The sequence below is a fragment of the Protofrankia sp. CiP1_Cm_nod1 genome (assembly GCF_920888515.1).
Taxonomy (GTDB): domain Bacteria; phylum Actinomycetota; class Actinomycetes; order Frankiales; family Frankiaceae; genus Protofrankia.
This window is the reverse complement of record NZ_CAKKTM010000270.1, coordinates 1-13,799: the sequence shown is the minus strand read 5'-3', so window position 1 is coordinate 13,799 and position 13,799 is coordinate 1. Positions and strand designations below refer to the sequence as shown.

Genomic DNA, 13,799 nt, shown 5'->3' with positions numbered 1-13,799 from the left:
CCTCCGGCAAGGGCCGCACCCGGGCGGGGCGCGGACCGGCCGCCCCGGGGAACACCGCCCGCCGCGACACCCCCCGCCCGCCCGGCGGGAACGGCGGCCGCACCGCCGGCTTACCCCGACCATCCTGACCACTCCGGCCGGCGGCAGAGCGGGCCGCATCCACGACCACCGCCTGGGCGTCGCTTTCCGCGAGCGCGAACAGGTCGTCCGCGACGACCTGTGCCAGCAGGCCCGGCCGCGGACAGTCCTCGACCCGGAAGACCAGCAGCTTCCGATCCTTACCGGCCGGGTCCTCCCGCCACGCGGCCTGCCACTCGGCCTGGCAGTATGTCGACCCTGCGTACGCCCCGGACAGGACTGCGAGCGTCCGCCGCGCCCGCGACACCCCGTCGTCCATCCCGCGCACCCAGTTCGAGCCCGCGCCGAAATCCCACGCCTGTAGCAGGACCCGGGAACCGTCCTCTTCCAGCACCCACGCGATCCACTCTGCCCACCCGCGGTCAGACTGTGTGTACGAGACGAAGAAGTCCCAGCCGTCCGCCGCATCCCCGTGACCCACCGCACCAGCATCCCACCCCGGCCCATACAGATCCGAACCCGCTCACAGCCGGCACCATGACACCGTGGGGGAATCCATGGGATGAACGACGCTACTCAGCCGGATCACCGGGCCGGTGTAGCTACCGCTGTAGCAACGCCCACGTACGTCGGTGGACGGTGGCGGACGTCAGCGGACCGTTCGAGCTGGGCGAAAACCTGTACCACTCGGTGCAATCCGTGCCTTACAAGCGAGTGGTCGCAGGTTCGATCCCTGCCGCGCCCACAATCCCTTACACCGCAGCGGTTTTCAGCTTCGGCCGCTGGCTTGCGAGCGGAGCACGTTGGACAGACAGCGCTAAACTTCTCGATCATGAGTCCTGTTGACCATGGTTCGTGGGGGTCGCTGGTACGCCAGTGAAGCCGGTCGCTGGAAGGTCGGACCCTCTCCGTCCGCACCCGCACCCTGTATCTCGGCGCGGCCGACGACCTTGTCCGCCACCTCGCCGCGAACGACGGCCCGACCGACCCGGCGGAGCTGGAACGTTCCACGTCGAAGCCTTCCTCGCCGACTACGCGGCCAGCCAGGCCCCAGCAACCGTGTCCCTCGTCTTCCGGGCCCTGCAGCAGTTCGGCCAGTGGCTCACCGAGGAAGAGGATCTCGACCGGTCGCCGCTCGACCGGATGCGCCCGCCGGTCGTCCCCGAACAGCCGGTGCCTGTTCTCACCGACGATCAGATCCGGACCTTGCTCGCCGGATGCGCCGGCCGGGACCTGGTCTCCCGCCGCGACGAGGCGATCATCCGCCTGTTCATGGACACGGGCGCCCGCCGCGCCGAGATCGCGAACCTGACCGTGGAAGACGTCGACCTCACTCAGGACGTGATCCACATCCTGGCGAAGGGGCGGAAGGGCCGCGCCGTCCCGTTCGGCTCGAAGTCAGGCATCTCCTTGGAGCGGTACCTGCGGGTACGCAGCAAAGACCGCTGGGCGAAGAAGACCGACGCACTGTGGCTTGGGGAGAAGGGCCGGGGCTCGTTCAGCGCCGACGGCATCCGTCAGATGCTGTGGCGCCGCGGCGAGGCGGCTGGCATCAAGGGCCTGCACCCGCACCAGTTCCGGCACACCGCCGCGCACACGTGGACGCCGGGGTGAGCCTGCGCGACGTCCAGGACGCCGCCGGCCACGCCGACCCGCGCACCACCCGCCGATACGACCGGGCCCGGCACAACCTCGACCGCCACGCCGCCTACGCCCTCGCGGCCCATCTTGCCGGGTAGCAAGATTGCTATGTGACCTGCGAGCACGACGACTGCGCCGAGCCCTAACCGCCCGATGATGTTCTGTGTGCCGCCCACCGCCTCGAGCGGAATGCCCAGCATGACCGGGTTGCGGCGGAGCTCCGCCAGCAGACAGCGCAACGACGCTCCGTCCAGCGCACGGATTGATCCGACCTGATGCACAGTCAGCGCGTGGCCCGGTCAGCTGCCGATAGCCGCAGCCCACTTCTCCCGGGTGGTGCTGTACAGGTTGCTGTCCCGCCACGGGCCGATGGCTGATGCCTCACCCTGGAACACCATGCCGAGCGTGCGGGCGACCCCGTTCATCCCGGCGTTGTCCCGGTTGGGGAACGTGATGATCTCGTCCACGGGGAGGGTGGTGAATCCCCAGGTGATCGAGGCACGGCACGCTTCCGTACCGAGTCCCTGCCGCCAGCGGTCCCGGCGGATGGACACGGCGACCTCGACCCCGGGCCAGCCGTCGGCGTAGTACAACCCGGCCCGGCCCAGGAACTCGCCGGTGGCCTTGTCCTCGACCGCCCACATGCCATACCCGAGCAGCACCCACATGCCGGCCAGATGGGTGATCAGCCGCTCGGTGCCGGCTCGGTCGAACGGGCCGTTGAGGTAGCGCATGGTCTCCTCGTCGGCGTTCATCGCCGCGTACGGGTCGATGTCCGCCGGCCGCCAGCAGCGCAGGATCAGCCGGTCCGTGACCACCGTCGGCACAACGAGCACGGTTGGCTCGCCGGACAGGCCACTCATGCCGTCAGCGCCGGACGTGGCGCGGCCGCGAGCCGTTCGCGGAAGTCGACCACGGCGGGCAGGGTCCGATAGTCCGCCAGCATGCCCAGCATCTCCCCGGCGCGCTGGGTCACGGTGTGGGTGGGGTGGCCGTCGACGACGTCCAGGACCTGGACGCCGACCCGGGCAGCCTCTTCCGGGTCCGGATGGTCCCGGCAGATCAACGCCGCGGACAGGGTGAGCAGGGCATGCCCCCACTCCTCCCGGTTCACCTGCGGCCCGGTGGCCTCGTGCGCGGCCACGGACCGCCGTGCCCACGGCTCCGCCTCCTGGCCGTACCCGATCGACGTGAGGGCGCTCGCCGCGAACATGCCTGCCGCGGCCTCTCCGAGCGGGAGATCCCCTGGCTGTGGCGGTTCGTCGGTCAGGGAACGGTGCATCAGTGCCAGCTCGGCCCGGGCCGCGGTCGCATTACCGAGGCGTCCGTGGGCGCGCGCCCGGTAGGCCGCGTTCCGGGCCCGCAGGTACGGCGGATCGGGCGGATACCCGCCGAAGACGGACACGGCCACGTCATACCGTTTCCGGTAGTAGGCGATGCCCGAGTGCATCCCGGCGACCGACGCGAGCAGCACCGCGTCCTGCGTCTGCTCGGCGTACTGTCCGGCGAGCACGGCGAGATGCCGGGCCGTGGTGAAGTCACCGACGTTGAACGCCAGCCGGGAAGCGAAGTAGGACAGCCGCCCGGCCGCCAGGCTCAACCGGTGGTGTACGGCCAGGCTGGTCCGGCCCTTCAGCGCGGTGTCGACCTGCAACCAGCGCCGTTCGACCTGGGGGAGGAGCACAGTGTGCGGGGTGACGGCGTAGACCGCGGCGATCCGGTCGATGTCGTCATCGATGTCCGCGAGCGTCAGCGGGTCAGGGTCACCGTGCGCGATCTCCCGGGAGGTGTCCGCGGCGAGCGCGGACAGCATGGTGAACGCGCCCGCCTCCAACATCTGCCGCCGGTCCGTGACGCCCACCCCCTCCCGCGGGTCACCGGCACCGATCCTCGTCCGGTGGATCCGCGCGCGGAGTTCTACTAACTCTCCGCCCGCGTCTACCGCGGTGTCGATGGCCTTCACGACGACTTCGGACGGCAGGTTCCGGCCGCTTTCGGCCCGGCTGATCCCGGCCCGGTCCAGGTTGGTGCGCCGGGCGAGCTCGGCGAGGCTGCGAATGCCCGCGGCGAGGCGCAGCGCGCGGATGCGGCCGGCGAGGTACTCGACCGCGGCCTGATCGTTCACCTGTGTGCCTTCCGCCACGGTGTGACAACACGTGCGTGAGATGCGCGTGACGTGTGTGTCAACGGCAGCTCACCTCGTCACAGCTAGTCGGCTGTCGCGCACCGTCATGAAATGTGTCGCGTCGGCACGATAACCCGGCCGGCCGCGCAACCAACAGGCGATTGGGGGATGTCGTGCCACATACCGGGACCTGCACGATCCGGACTCTGCCCCGGCCGGACACGCCGGCGGACGCGGTGCTGTACGCCGTCATCGTCTACGGCCCAGGACAGCAGCCGGTCGAGGTTCGTCTGCCGTTCCCGACCGTAGCCGCCGTAGATCATCACGCGACAAGCTGCGGGCTCGACGGCCGTGTCGTCCCGATCGTTTTCCCGTTCCACTCTCCCCGCACGGGGACCTAAGACGCAGGCCCCCGCCGTCCGTGCCTGGTGAGCAGGGCGGGGGCCTGCCCGAACGCGCGCCGGCCCGCGCGCCACGCCTACTGCCGACGCTGCCCGTGGGCGTGGCTGCGGGCCGGCGCGTCCTTCCAGCAGCGCAGAGAACAGACCGCCATGAGCGAACCGGGCGTACCGACAACGCCGGTGCCAGCACGCCCCGGCGCCACCGCGCATCGTTCCCGGATTACGGGCCGGATCACGGTCGTCATGGACGTCGGGATGACCGCGTGGGTAGTGATGTTGGCCGGCCTGCACTCCCGCGCAGGGGGCTTGTTACAACTGGGGGGTTACGTATGTGGACAGCTCACGGAGAGATCTACGGCCTGAAAGATCAGGTTCTGCCGTGGGATGACGGGCCGTTGGACTGGCCCCCGGAAGTTCTCACGCAGTTCCTCGACGCCGGCCGTCGTTTTCTGCCGGCCGCGCCCATGCGGGATCTGGCCGAGTTGGCCGCTGACTGGCAGAACAGCGCACGGCCGGCGTTGCCCGGTGGCTAGCCTCCCCGGTATGACTCGGGAGCAGCGGCATGTCGATGCCCGCCGGGAAGCGTTCGCCCGGTTGGAACGGATGCGGGAGCACTGGTGGTGGCGCCCCGGCTGGAAGATCGGCCGGTCGTTCTACCGTTCCACATCACCTTCGACGGCGCCTCCGACGTGGTCGACCTCGCTGACCGCTATCAGCAGGCACTCACTCTGCCGACCCTCGACCTGGTGCCCGCGGAGGGCCTGCACCTGACCATGCAGGGAGTCGGCTTCGCCGACGAGGGCACCCCCGGGGACTTGAACGGCATCATCACCGCGGCGTGTACACGCTGCCGCCAGCTCGATCCGTTCGACCTGACCCTCGGGCCGGCGGACGCGGACCCGGAAGCCGTCATGCTCCAGACCGCCCCGTGGCAGCCAGTGGAGGAACTACGCGCCACCGTCCGAGCCGCGATCGCCGACGTGTGGGGGCCCGAAAGGGTGCCTGAAACCGCCGACGGTTTCACCCCACACGTCTCCGTCGCCTATTCCGGCGCGGACACCTCGGCGGAGCCGCTACGTCAGCGTCTTTTCGCGGTTGAACCGATGAGCGTCACCACCACCGTCCGCGCGATCCAGCTCATCGACCTCAACCGCGACGAGCGGGTCTACCGATGGACCACTGTCGTGACCATGCCGCTCGGCGGCTGAGTAACCTCTACGGTGCGTGGGTTGCCTTGCTTGCCGATCTTTGATCGGCTTCGCTCCGTCTGCTGGGGGCGTCTGCGGGCCTCCCGAGATGGCTGCTGGGGGCTCGAAAGGTGCGAACTGCCGCGGGTGTAGCAACGCGCCCGCGGTTGCCGCTGGGGGATCATGATGCTGGTTGACCATGGCCAGTGAGGGGCGCCGCTCCGCCAGCGGGGCCGTGTTTCAGCGGGCCAGACGGGTGATGAGCCGGTCTCCCCGGGCCAGGGCGCCGGGGAGACCGCGGGAGATCAGGCCGACCAGGCGCTCACGGTTGCGGCCGTGGCGGGCGGCGAGTGGTGGGGCGGCGACAGCGGCGATGGCGGCGATGCCGGCCAGCGGGCGTCCGTAGATGCTGATCTCGGCCACGCGTCCGGCCGGGTCCAGACGGAAGTGTTCGGCCAGGTCGATGTCGTGGCCGCCGATGCGCCCGCGGGCGCCGAACACGCACTCGTCGTCGCCGGTGAACACGAAGGTGCGTTCCCAGCTCTGGAAACCGGCGAGGACGTGAGCCATGAGCGCGCCCACCTCTGCCTTGCCGGTGAACCGCACGGCGGTGACGGGCGAGCTGAAGACGATGTCCTCGGCGTACAGGGCCATGAGCGCCGCGTGATCGCGAGATGTCATGGCTTGCGCGACCGCGTCGGCGGTCTGCCGTGGATCCATGTTCACCACACTTTCGGTAACTGGGCACGTTGGTCGCTGGACAGGTCTCCTGGTCATCGACCGAGGATGATGACGAGTAGACCGGCCAGCGCGATGGTCTGCAGGGCGGCCCGGGCCCAGATGACGCTGTCCCAGCGTTGCTGGAGGGCCCGGGTGTCCGCCGGGACGGTGTGGCTGGCCGCGGCCGCGCGGAGCCGCTTGTTGATCGGCGCGCTGACGCGTACGTAGATCGCGAGCCAGGCCAGCAGCGCGGCCAGCGCTGTCGTGCCGCCGATGCGCGCGGGGCTGGTGTCGCTGGCCACGGTGGCGAGCGCCGCGGCGAGGACGGAGACCGCTCCGGGCACGGGCAGCCGGCGATCTCCGTACTCGTGGACCCGGCCGATCAGGTCGGCCACGGAGGCGTCAGCGGCATCGACCGCGGCAGGGCGCAGTACGAGCGCGGAGAAGACATCGGTGCCATAGATGATCGCGGCAGCCGCGACTGCGACGAGCGCGGCGGCGGTGGCCAGGCTGCTCACAACTGCCTCTTTTCGGTCGGTTTGTCAGTCGGTTCCGTGGCTGATCGGCTGCTGCGCCGGAGTGACGCGGGTGACGCGGGTGACGCGGGTGACGCGGGTGACGCGGGTGACGCGGGTGACGCGGGTGACGCGGGTGACGCCGGTGCGGGCAGGGCGCGGGTGAGGCAGTCGGTCAGTGCCTCCTCGAGCAGGGCGTGCAGCGCGGCGGAGTCGACGTCGACGCGGCCGACGACCAGCAGCGCGACCAGCCCGTGCGCCGTGGCCCACAGCTGCAGCACATGCTGCTCGGGCTGCCGGTCGCCGGCGGCTGCGAGCAGCCCGGTCAGGACGTCGCCGACGGCCTGCCCCTCGACCCAGGTGTCGGCGGCGGGCATGCGCACGCCGCCCAGGCCGTACATGAGCTGATACAGGTCGGGTTCGGCCAGGGCGAAGTCGAGGTAGGCATGTGCGGCCCGCCGGATGGCCGCGACGTCTGTGCCGTTCAGGACGTCTGTGCCGTTCAGGATGTCCGGGACGTCCGTGTCGGACGCTCCGGCGGGGGATTCGGTCGCCGGCCGTCGGCCTGCGGTGTCCATCGTGTCGCGCAGCCGGGCGAACCCGTCGCGGATGAGGGTGAGCAGGATGTCGTCACGGCCGGTGAAGTAGCGGTAGGCGAAGTTCGCGGAGTAGTCGATGCGTTCCGCCAGCCGCCGCATCGTCACCGTCTCCCAGCCCTCGCTTCGCGCCAGTTCCCGCGCGGCGGACAGGATCGCCTCACGGGCGGCGGCGCGCTCCCGCTCCCGGCGCCGCCGCGCACGCGTCGGTGCCGGGCTGTCTGTGCCGTCCTGGTCGTCCTGCGCGTCGATCGTCATCGGTTGTCGGCGTCTCCGGTGAGCTGTGCGAAGAACGCCTGCCCGTCGAGCTGGTCCCAGTGCTCCACGGCCATGCCGTCGACCACGCGCCAGATGTCGATCGAGTGCATCACCACCGGGCGCCCGGTCGGTGGCAGGCCCATGAAAGGGCCCTGGAACGTCGCCCGGTAGGTGAATCTGCCGGCGACCCGGTCCCCGTCGACGAGGACGTCGTCAAGGCTGACCTCGGTGTCCGGGAACGCGGCGAACCACTGCGTCCAGAACGCCCGGTTCGCCTCGCGCCCGTCCTCGACGAACGCGTTGTGGTTGATGTAGTCCGCCGCGATGAAGCCGTCGACCGCGTCCGGATCGTGATCGTTCATCAGGTCGGCGAACGCGTGCGCGACCGTCCCGGGCCGCCGTCGCGTGCTGCTCGTGGTCATGGTTCCCCTCCGGCTGTCATGGTTACGCTGTAACCAGCGTGTACGCTGTAACCAGATCAGTCAAGAGTGAACGAGACAGGACGCGGGAAGCCTTACCGATCGCTGAGCGTGGCCGGTGCTGGGGTCATGGTGGCGACTGGATGACTCCGAGGCGTCATGTGTTACCGGAGAGCGTCGGTTCGCGGTCTGCGCCTCGTCGGACGGCGGGCTGGCGAATTCCGTCTGCTCAGGTTGTCTGCCAGGCGGTGAGGAGTTCGGCTGGGCCGTAGGTGGCGGTGAGGCCGGTGGCGGTGACTCCGCCGAGGCTGACCGCGACGAGGGGGAGCGGCTCGTCGGTGAGCGCGGCCCGGTATTTCTGTAGCACCGCGAGGTCGTGGTGGTCGAACGCGGAGCGTTCCAACCATTTGATGGAGCCGAGGAAGTAGAGCTCCTTGGCGACCGGTTCCCGGTCGGCACCGACGATGTCGATCTGAATGGTGTTCGGCCGGTTCCAGTAGGAGCCGACGGCGGGGGCGGCGGGCAGCGTCTGGTCGGGCAGCAGGCGGGCGAGGGAGTCGCGCAGGAGCGGTTCGACCGCCCGGCCACGCCAGGACGTCCAGCCGTCGCGGATCCGGGCCAGGGTGAGGTCGCCGCGGCGGCGTTCGATCTCCGGCAGGTACGGGCCGATGAACCGTAGCCAGAACCGCAGGTAGGGGTCGGTGACGCGGTAGCGGCGTTCCTTCGAGCGAGTGGTCCAGACAGGCAGTTCGGCTGCCACGATCCGTTTGCTGACGAGAAGTTCGAGCGAGCGGGCGAGACTGGTGTGCGCCATCACACCGGCCGCACGGGCGATGTTGGTGAACGCGCTTTCTCCGCTGCCGATGGCGGACAGTACGTCTCGGGCGTTCGCCGAGCCGGGGAACTCGGCGGCGAGCGAGCGTTCGGCGGAGACGAGCAGCGCGGAGACGGGATTCGCCAGTTCGGCGGCGAGAAAGGACCACAGATCCCCACCCGCCGGCCAGGCCGCGCAGATCAGCGGCAGCCCGCCGGTCACCAGTGCCGCGTCGAACGCCTCGGCCGGGCCCAGCCGCAGCATCTGCCCGACTTCGGCGGGGTTGAGCGGGCCCAGCACCATCTCCTGCCCGCGCTGGTGGAACGGCCGCCCGTACGAGCCCAACGCCTCCATCATCGACAGGTCCGACCCGATCAGCACAAGCAGTACCGGCCGGCGGCTGAGCTCCCGGTCCCAGGCGCGTTGCAGCACCCCCTCGAACGCGTCGACGCGGTCCATCAGGTACGGCACCTCGTCGATGACCACGATGCTCGGACGGTCGTCGGGGAGGATCCCGGCCAGTTGCCGCAGAGCCGCGCTCCAGTTCCCGGGCACCGAGTCGGTGAACACCGTCCGTTCCGGCAGCGTGGACGCGGCGACCGCCTCCCGCAGCGCTTCCAGTTCGACGTCGGCGGACGCTCCGGCGGCGGTGAAGAACACCGCGGGAACGCCGGCTCGGTCGACGAACTCCTCGACCAGGCTGGACTTGCCGATCCGCCGCCGCCCACGGACGAGAAGGCACCTGCCCGGCCGCGACGATCCGACCTGCGCCTCCACCTCCCGCAGCAGCCCGTCCAGCGTAGCCAGCTCCCGCTCCCGCCCCACAAAATCGACCATGGCCACCGTCCACCGGCTGGGATACTACCGCTGTTGATACTATCGCCAGCGGTAGTATCAAACGCCGCCCTGTCCTGACTGTCACCTCTGGCGGGTCCCTCCCTGTGCGCCGGGCAGGGCTGTTTGTCTGCTGCTGGGACGGCCGGTGGCCAGGATCTCGACGAGATCGCGCAAATTCATGATCTGTTGTGTTGAGCAGGGACGCTGGGGCCCAATCTGGGTGGGTGCTCATGTCGGGGTGACTGTGTCCGTCCTGGCATCTGGCCAGCAGGCTCTGTGTCGAGCAAGCGAGGGGCGTATGCGCACGCGGGCAATCATGATCAAGGGTTTAGCACGCAGTTGACCATGGAGATAGCACATAGATCACCTGTGAAACAGCACGCCGGTGAACCGTGATCCAACGCGACTGTGTCGGCGTGGTCGGTGACGGCCGCGAGCTCGTCCGGTGGCTGTCTCATCTCATCTTGGCAGGTGGGGTGTTTCCGACGGCAGATGGCCGTCCGCGTACGCTCGCATCCGCCGCTGTCCGTACTCGTTGCGGTGATCGTGACTGGAATTTGCGATCTTGCCTAAGAGTCATCGAATGCGGTCTGGATGGCCTGGCCGCAAGCTGCCTCTTGGCCGGTTGATCTGGTAATGCAAGGCATCTTTGCGGGCATAACGGGCAGTTGCTGCAACGGAGCCACGCTGAATGCCCTACCGTCACTCTACGGTCGCCCTATGCAGATATCCGCGGGCGGCCGCTTCGGGATCGCCCGTGCGGGATGTCACGTTCGCGGTCTGGAAGAATGCGCGTGAATCCGGTGCATGTCCGGGTTCCGGGATCCCCGTAGGGTGTCCCGAGCCGAGCTGACGTCCATGGAGATGCTGTGAGCGAGCAGGGCGACAACGCCGAATGGGACTTCACATCGGTGGTACCCGCCGATGACCAGGCGCCCTCGACAATCGACACGACCGTGCCGCACTCGGCCCGGATCTGGAACTACTGGATGGGCGGCAAGGACAACTACCCGGTCGACCGGGAGGCCGGCGACGCCTACGTCGCCGCTTTTCCCGGCATTGTCCCGCTGGCCAAGCAGTCCCGGCAGTTCCTCATCCGTGCTGTCAGCCACCTGGCCGGTGAGGCGGGCATCCGTCAGTTCCTCGACGTCGGCACCGGTCTGCCAACCCTGGACAACACCCATCAGGTCGCCCAGCGCATCGCCCCGGAATCCCGTGTCGTCTACGTCGACAACGACCCGCTCGTGCTGGCGCATGCCCGCGCACTGCTGACCAACACCACGCCGGAAGGTGTGACGACCTACGTCGACGCGGACTTCCACAATCCGGACCAGATCGTGTCCGACGCCAGGAACGTACTGAACTTCACCAAGCCGATCGCGGTCCTGTTCATGGGGGTACTCGGCCACGTCGCCGATTTCGACGAGGCCCGGTCGATCGTGGCGAGGGTGGTGGCGGCCGTCCCGTCCGGCAGCTACCTGGTGCTGTGGGACAGCACCGACACCAGCGAGGGGTTCGACGAGGCCCAGCAGGGTTACGACGACACCGGCGCGGTCCCCTACATCCTGCGCAGCCCGCAGCAGGTCGCCCGTTTCTTCGAGGGCCTGGAACTCCTGGAGCCGGGCGTGGTGTCGATCTCGCTGTGGCGCCCGGACGCCAACAGTGCCGGCGAAGCGGTGGACGGCTACGGCGCCGTAGCCCGAAAGCCGTAGGCGTCCACCCCGCCTCCGGCAACAGGAGAACGGACAACTGGGGGGGACCGGAGCACGCGTCCACGCTGCCCGATCCCCCTTTACCGTCACCGCACCGAGCCGGGTCGAGGGTCTTCAGTTGGCTGACATGGCCGCGTCTGCGACCTTCCCCGCCTTCGAGCAGGACCAGTACGGCAACACCGAGGATCGGTATCTGCGAGAGTTGGCGCCTCGGCTCTACCGCCGACCTGGTAGGCCGATCACGTCCTACGGCCTCAAGGTGCACCCTTGGAACGAAACGACAGGAGCCGCCTACCCGTGGGCGGCGGCCCTGTAGGCGCGTCGGCCGGCTGAAGCCGCCTTCTGCGGGTGCCGCCGTTTCCGACAGCAGACGACCATCCGCGCGTTGTCCAATCTACTCTCATCCGCGCTCACAGAGAACCCACTCGGGAGAGGCAGACCGTGTCAGTAGCTCTCGACCCGATTAGTGATCTTCGCTAGCGGCGACGCTCTACGTCATCGACCGTAGTCTTGCACTCTCGCGACGGTGGCGGATACAGGACGGAGGATCCTCTGCGGAGGAGCGCCGAGGTCGGGTCAGTTGAGGGTCCGTCCGCGCGGAAGCACGCACGTGTTCGCGCAACGCCGGGAGGAGGAGGAGGGCGCCGGCGCCGCACGCGCGGTCCCGGACGAGGCCCGGCAGTCTTGTCACGCGGATCGGGTGGCCGAGGGCCTGCCTGGTCATCGTCCACAGGTGCCCGGCGAGCCTGGGTGGGGTGTAATGCCTGCCGTGCCGTGCCCGGACCTCTGGTGGGAGAGCGGCCGCGTACGCGGCCCCCAGGCCCTCGCTCGACGTCGGGGCCGTGATGGAGGGATCCGGGCTGGTTTCGCGGGGAAGGGCCGGTGGTGTGGCGGCGACGGCGGACGTCACGTCCAGCCACCTGCCCGACAGGCCGGCCTCGCGGGCGCGGGCCGCCCACCAGCCCGGAACCGCGGCGAGCACGGCCGCCGCGGCGGCGGAAACCGGCCCGACGGGGTCGGCGTCAGCGACCTTCGCGTGGGAGCCTCGCGCCCCGAGGTCTCGTGCGGCAGCGGGTATGGCCACGATCCCGCGGTCTGCCGCAAGCCACCGACAAGTTGACGGGCGGTCCGCCAGATGATCGGACGAACTGGGCAGTCCCTGCAGGCGTATGTCCGTCTTCTGCTCGAGGAGGAGGCGGTCATGCTGACCACGGAGGAGGCCGCCGAGCAAGGCCCGCTCCATCGCGGCGCGAGGCACGGTGACCGCGTCCGACGTGGTGGATGCCGTCACCGAGGCACGCAACGCCCACCCATAATTGTTCTTGGTACCTCGGAGCCAGCCGACTTCCTGGTCGGCCCAGACGCGGTGACGGAGAAGGCGCGCACGGTGGCGGCCGGCGCGCGGCTGGCGGCTCCGTATGCGGTCGACCTCGAATCTGAGTTCGGTCATTTGGTTAGTACTGCAACGGCACTTGTGGCCAGTCGTGGCCGTAGCGCTTGTAGTGGCTTCGGCGGGCTTGCCACTGGCGGTGGCGGCGCCAGTCTGACCAGTACCCGACGGCCTGTTCGTCGGGGGACAGCGGGGTGAGCAGGGCGGCGTACAGGTGCCCGATCTCGGGCACGGTCAGCGGGATCAGTTCGCCGTCGCCGCCGCCAGCGGCGCCCCCTTTTGAGCCTGTGCTCGCATCACCGCGAGCCAGGCCAGGGCCAGCATGGACAGGGTGGTGTGCGCGTACCAGCCGCACCAGGTGCGGGCCTGATAGTCGTCCAGGCCGGTCTCGTTCTTCGCCTGTTGGAAGCATTCCTCCACCGGCCACCGCGCGCCGGCGACCCGGGCCAGCTCGGCCAGGCCGGTGGAGCGTGGGCCGTAGCAGATGTAGTAGGCGATCTTGTCGGGGTCGCGGACCGAGCGGCGGGCCAGCAGCCAGTGCCCGCGGCCGGGCCGCCAGCCGATCCGGATCGCCACGCGCGCCCAGTCGTAGACCCGGGGGCCGTGCGCGCCGTCGCCACATGAGATCCGTCGCCATGCCCGGGCCGGCAGCGCGGCCACCACCTGGTCGGCGCGGCCATAGCCGTACCCCTGGGCCAGGACGTCGTCGTCGCGGCGGGTGGCCACCACGTGGAACAGGTCGTGCTCCTCCAGCCACACCCGCAGGTACTTGACCTGCCCGTAGATCTCGTCGGCGGTGAACCAGGCCCACGGCACCCCGGCGTCGAGCACCCGCTGCAGCATGGTGATTGCGATACGGGGCTTGGTGGTCATCTCGGCCGTGTCGGGGATCCCGGCGGCCCGACACCGGGCACGATCCAAGGTCCACGACTCGGGCAGGTACAGCTCCCGGTCGATCAGCGCGTGCCCGTCCGCAGTGACGTAGGCGGCGAACACCCCGACCTGGCAGTTGTCCTTCTTGCCCGACGTGCCGGTGTACTGCCGCTGCACCCCTGCCGAGCAGGCTCCTTTCTTGATGAACCCGGTGTCGTCGATGACCAGCACCG

General features: G+C 69.5%; 17 protein-coding genes. 6 read left to right on the top strand and 11 right to left on the bottom strand.

Going from position 1 to position 13,799, the window contains the following annotated elements:
* Positions 1–559: toll/interleukin-1 receptor domain-containing protein (locus NBX02_RS12470; RefSeq protein ID WP_250291430.1), on the bottom strand; the 559-nt coding region annotated here is incomplete at its 3' end.
* A 578-nt stretch (positions 560–1,137) separates the two neighbouring features.
* On the opposite strand from NBX02_RS12470, the gene NBX02_RS12465 reads away from it, so the two are divergent.
* Both NBX02_RS12465 and NBX02_RS23140 read left to right on the top strand, forming a co-directional pair.
* The gene (locus NBX02_RS12465) at positions 1,138–1,692 is read left to right on the top strand and encodes a tyrosine-type recombinase/integrase (RefSeq protein ID WP_250291428.1); all 555 of its coding nucleotides are present in this window, start codon (positions 1,138–1,140) and stop codon (positions 1,690–1,692) included.
* Positions 1,689–1,817, top strand: a complete 129-nt coding sequence (locus NBX02_RS23140; protein ID WP_445548394.1) for a hypothetical protein — start codon at positions 1,689–1,691, stop codon at positions 1,815–1,817. Before NBX02_RS12465 ends, NBX02_RS23140 begins: the two co-directional genes overlap by 4 nt.
* 201 nt (positions 1,818–2,018) lie before the next feature.
* Here NBX02_RS23140 and NBX02_RS12460 read toward each other — a convergent pair whose 3' ends face one another.
* Both NBX02_RS12460 and NBX02_RS12455 read right to left on the bottom strand, forming a co-directional pair.
* Entirely contained in the window at positions 2,019–2,582 is a 564-nt protein-coding gene (locus tag NBX02_RS12460) for a GNAT family N-acetyltransferase (protein ID WP_250282192.1), read from the bottom strand.
* Positions 2,579–3,844 (bottom strand): helix-turn-helix domain-containing protein, encoded by a 1,266-nt coding sequence (locus NBX02_RS12455; protein WP_250282194.1) that lies wholly within the window; start codon positions 3,842–3,844, stop codon positions 2,579–2,581. The genes NBX02_RS12460 and NBX02_RS12455 overlap by 4 nt, the downstream gene beginning before the upstream one ends.
* Before the next feature lie 730 nt (positions 3,845–4,574).
* Between NBX02_RS12455 and NBX02_RS12450 the strand changes: the two genes are divergently transcribed.
* The gene (locus tag NBX02_RS12450; protein ID WP_250282196.1) at positions 4,575–4,778 is read left to right on the top strand and encodes a hypothetical protein; all 204 of its coding nucleotides are present in this window, start codon (positions 4,575–4,577) and stop codon (positions 4,776–4,778) included.
* Positions 4,779–4,862: 84 nt separating this feature from the next.
* On the top strand, positions 4,863–5,453 hold the full coding sequence (locus NBX02_RS12445) for a 2'-5' RNA ligase family protein (protein WP_250282198.1): 591 nt from the start codon (positions 4,863–4,865) through the stop codon (positions 5,451–5,453).
* Between the two features lie 219 nt (positions 5,454–5,672).
* Here the strand turns inward: NBX02_RS12445 and NBX02_RS12440 are convergent, their stop codons facing one another.
* The 5 genes from NBX02_RS12440 to NBX02_RS12420 form a co-directional block, all read right to left on the bottom strand.
* Entirely contained in the window at positions 5,673–6,152 is a 480-nt protein-coding gene (locus NBX02_RS12440; RefSeq protein WP_445548393.1) for a nuclear transport factor 2 family protein, read from the bottom strand.
* A gap of 53 nt (positions 6,153–6,205) precedes the next feature.
* Positions 6,206–6,670: a DUF1772 domain-containing protein gene (locus tag NBX02_RS12435; protein ID WP_250282202.1), complete on the bottom strand. Its 465-nt coding sequence runs from the start codon at positions 6,668–6,670 to the stop codon at positions 6,206–6,208.
* Positions 6,667–7,521, bottom strand: coding sequence for a TetR/AcrR family transcriptional regulator (locus NBX02_RS12430; RefSeq protein WP_250291426.1), 855 nt, complete (start codon positions 7,519–7,521; stop codon positions 6,667–6,669). The genes NBX02_RS12435 and NBX02_RS12430 overlap by 4 nt, the downstream gene beginning before the upstream one ends.
* Positions 7,518–7,943 carry an ester cyclase gene (locus tag NBX02_RS12425; protein ID WP_250282205.1) on the bottom strand — a complete coding sequence of 142 codons (426 nt, stop codon included), beginning with the start codon at positions 7,941–7,943 and terminating at the stop codon, positions 7,518–7,520. Before NBX02_RS12425 ends, NBX02_RS12430 begins: the two co-directional genes overlap by 4 nt.
* A 226-nt stretch (positions 7,944–8,169) precedes the next feature.
* Positions 8,170–9,591, bottom strand: coding sequence for an AAA family ATPase (locus NBX02_RS12420; protein WP_250282207.1), 1,422 nt, complete (start codon positions 9,589–9,591; stop codon positions 8,170–8,172).
* Between the two features lie 911 nt (positions 9,592–10,502).
* Here NBX02_RS12420 and NBX02_RS12415 point away from each other — a divergent pair.
* Entirely contained in the window at positions 10,503–11,303 is an 801-nt protein-coding gene (locus NBX02_RS12415; protein WP_445548395.1) for an SAM-dependent methyltransferase, read from the top strand.
* Between the two features lie 127 nt (positions 11,304–11,430).
* Positions 11,431–11,619, top strand: coding sequence for a hypothetical protein (locus tag NBX02_RS12410; RefSeq protein ID WP_250291423.1), 189 nt, complete (start codon positions 11,431–11,433; stop codon positions 11,617–11,619).
* A gap of 174 nt (positions 11,620–11,793) precedes the next feature.
* Here NBX02_RS12410 and NBX02_RS12405 read toward each other — a convergent pair whose 3' ends face one another.
* The 3 genes from NBX02_RS12405 to NBX02_RS12395 form a co-directional block, all read right to left on the bottom strand.
* A complete protein-coding gene (locus tag NBX02_RS12405; RefSeq protein ID WP_250291421.1) occupies positions 11,794–12,387 on the bottom strand; it encodes a hypothetical protein in 594 nt (197 codons plus the stop codon).
* Between the two features lie 370 nt (positions 12,388–12,757).
* Positions 12,758–12,925, bottom strand: a complete 168-nt coding sequence (locus tag NBX02_RS12400) for a hypothetical protein (protein WP_250291419.1) — start codon at positions 12,923–12,925, stop codon at positions 12,758–12,760.
* 11 nt (positions 12,926–12,936) lie between these two features.
* Positions 12,937–13,799, bottom strand: an 863-nt coding sequence (locus NBX02_RS12395; RefSeq protein ID WP_250291418.1) for an IS701 family transposase, incomplete at its 5' end; no start/stop codon positions are given.

Coding starts and splice junctions, on each gene's coding strand:
- NBX02_RS12460 (WP_250282192.1), bottom strand. CDS start 2,582: ATGAGTGGCCTGTCCGGCGAGCCAACCGTGCTCGTTGTGCCGACGGTG.
- NBX02_RS12450 (WP_250282196.1), top strand. CDS start 4,575: ATGTGGACAGCTCACGGAGAGATCTACGGCCTGAAAGATCAGGTTCTG.
- NBX02_RS12440 (WP_445548393.1), bottom strand. CDS start 6,152: ATGGATCCACGGCAGACCGCCGACGCGGTCGCGCAAGCCATGACATCT.
- NBX02_RS12430 (WP_250291426.1), bottom strand. CDS start 7,521: ATGACGATCGACGCGCAGGACGACCAGGACGGCACAGACAGCCCGGCA.
- NBX02_RS12425 (WP_250282205.1), bottom strand. CDS start 7,943: ATGACCACGAGCAGCACGCGACGGCGGCCCGGGACGGTCGCGCACGCG.
- NBX02_RS12420 (WP_250282207.1), bottom strand. CDS start 9,591: ATGGTCGATTTTGTGGGGCGGGAGCGGGAGCTGGCTACGCTGGACGGG.
- NBX02_RS12410 (WP_250291423.1), top strand. CDS start 11,431: ATGGCCGCGTCTGCGACCTTCCCCGCCTTCGAGCAGGACCAGTACGGC.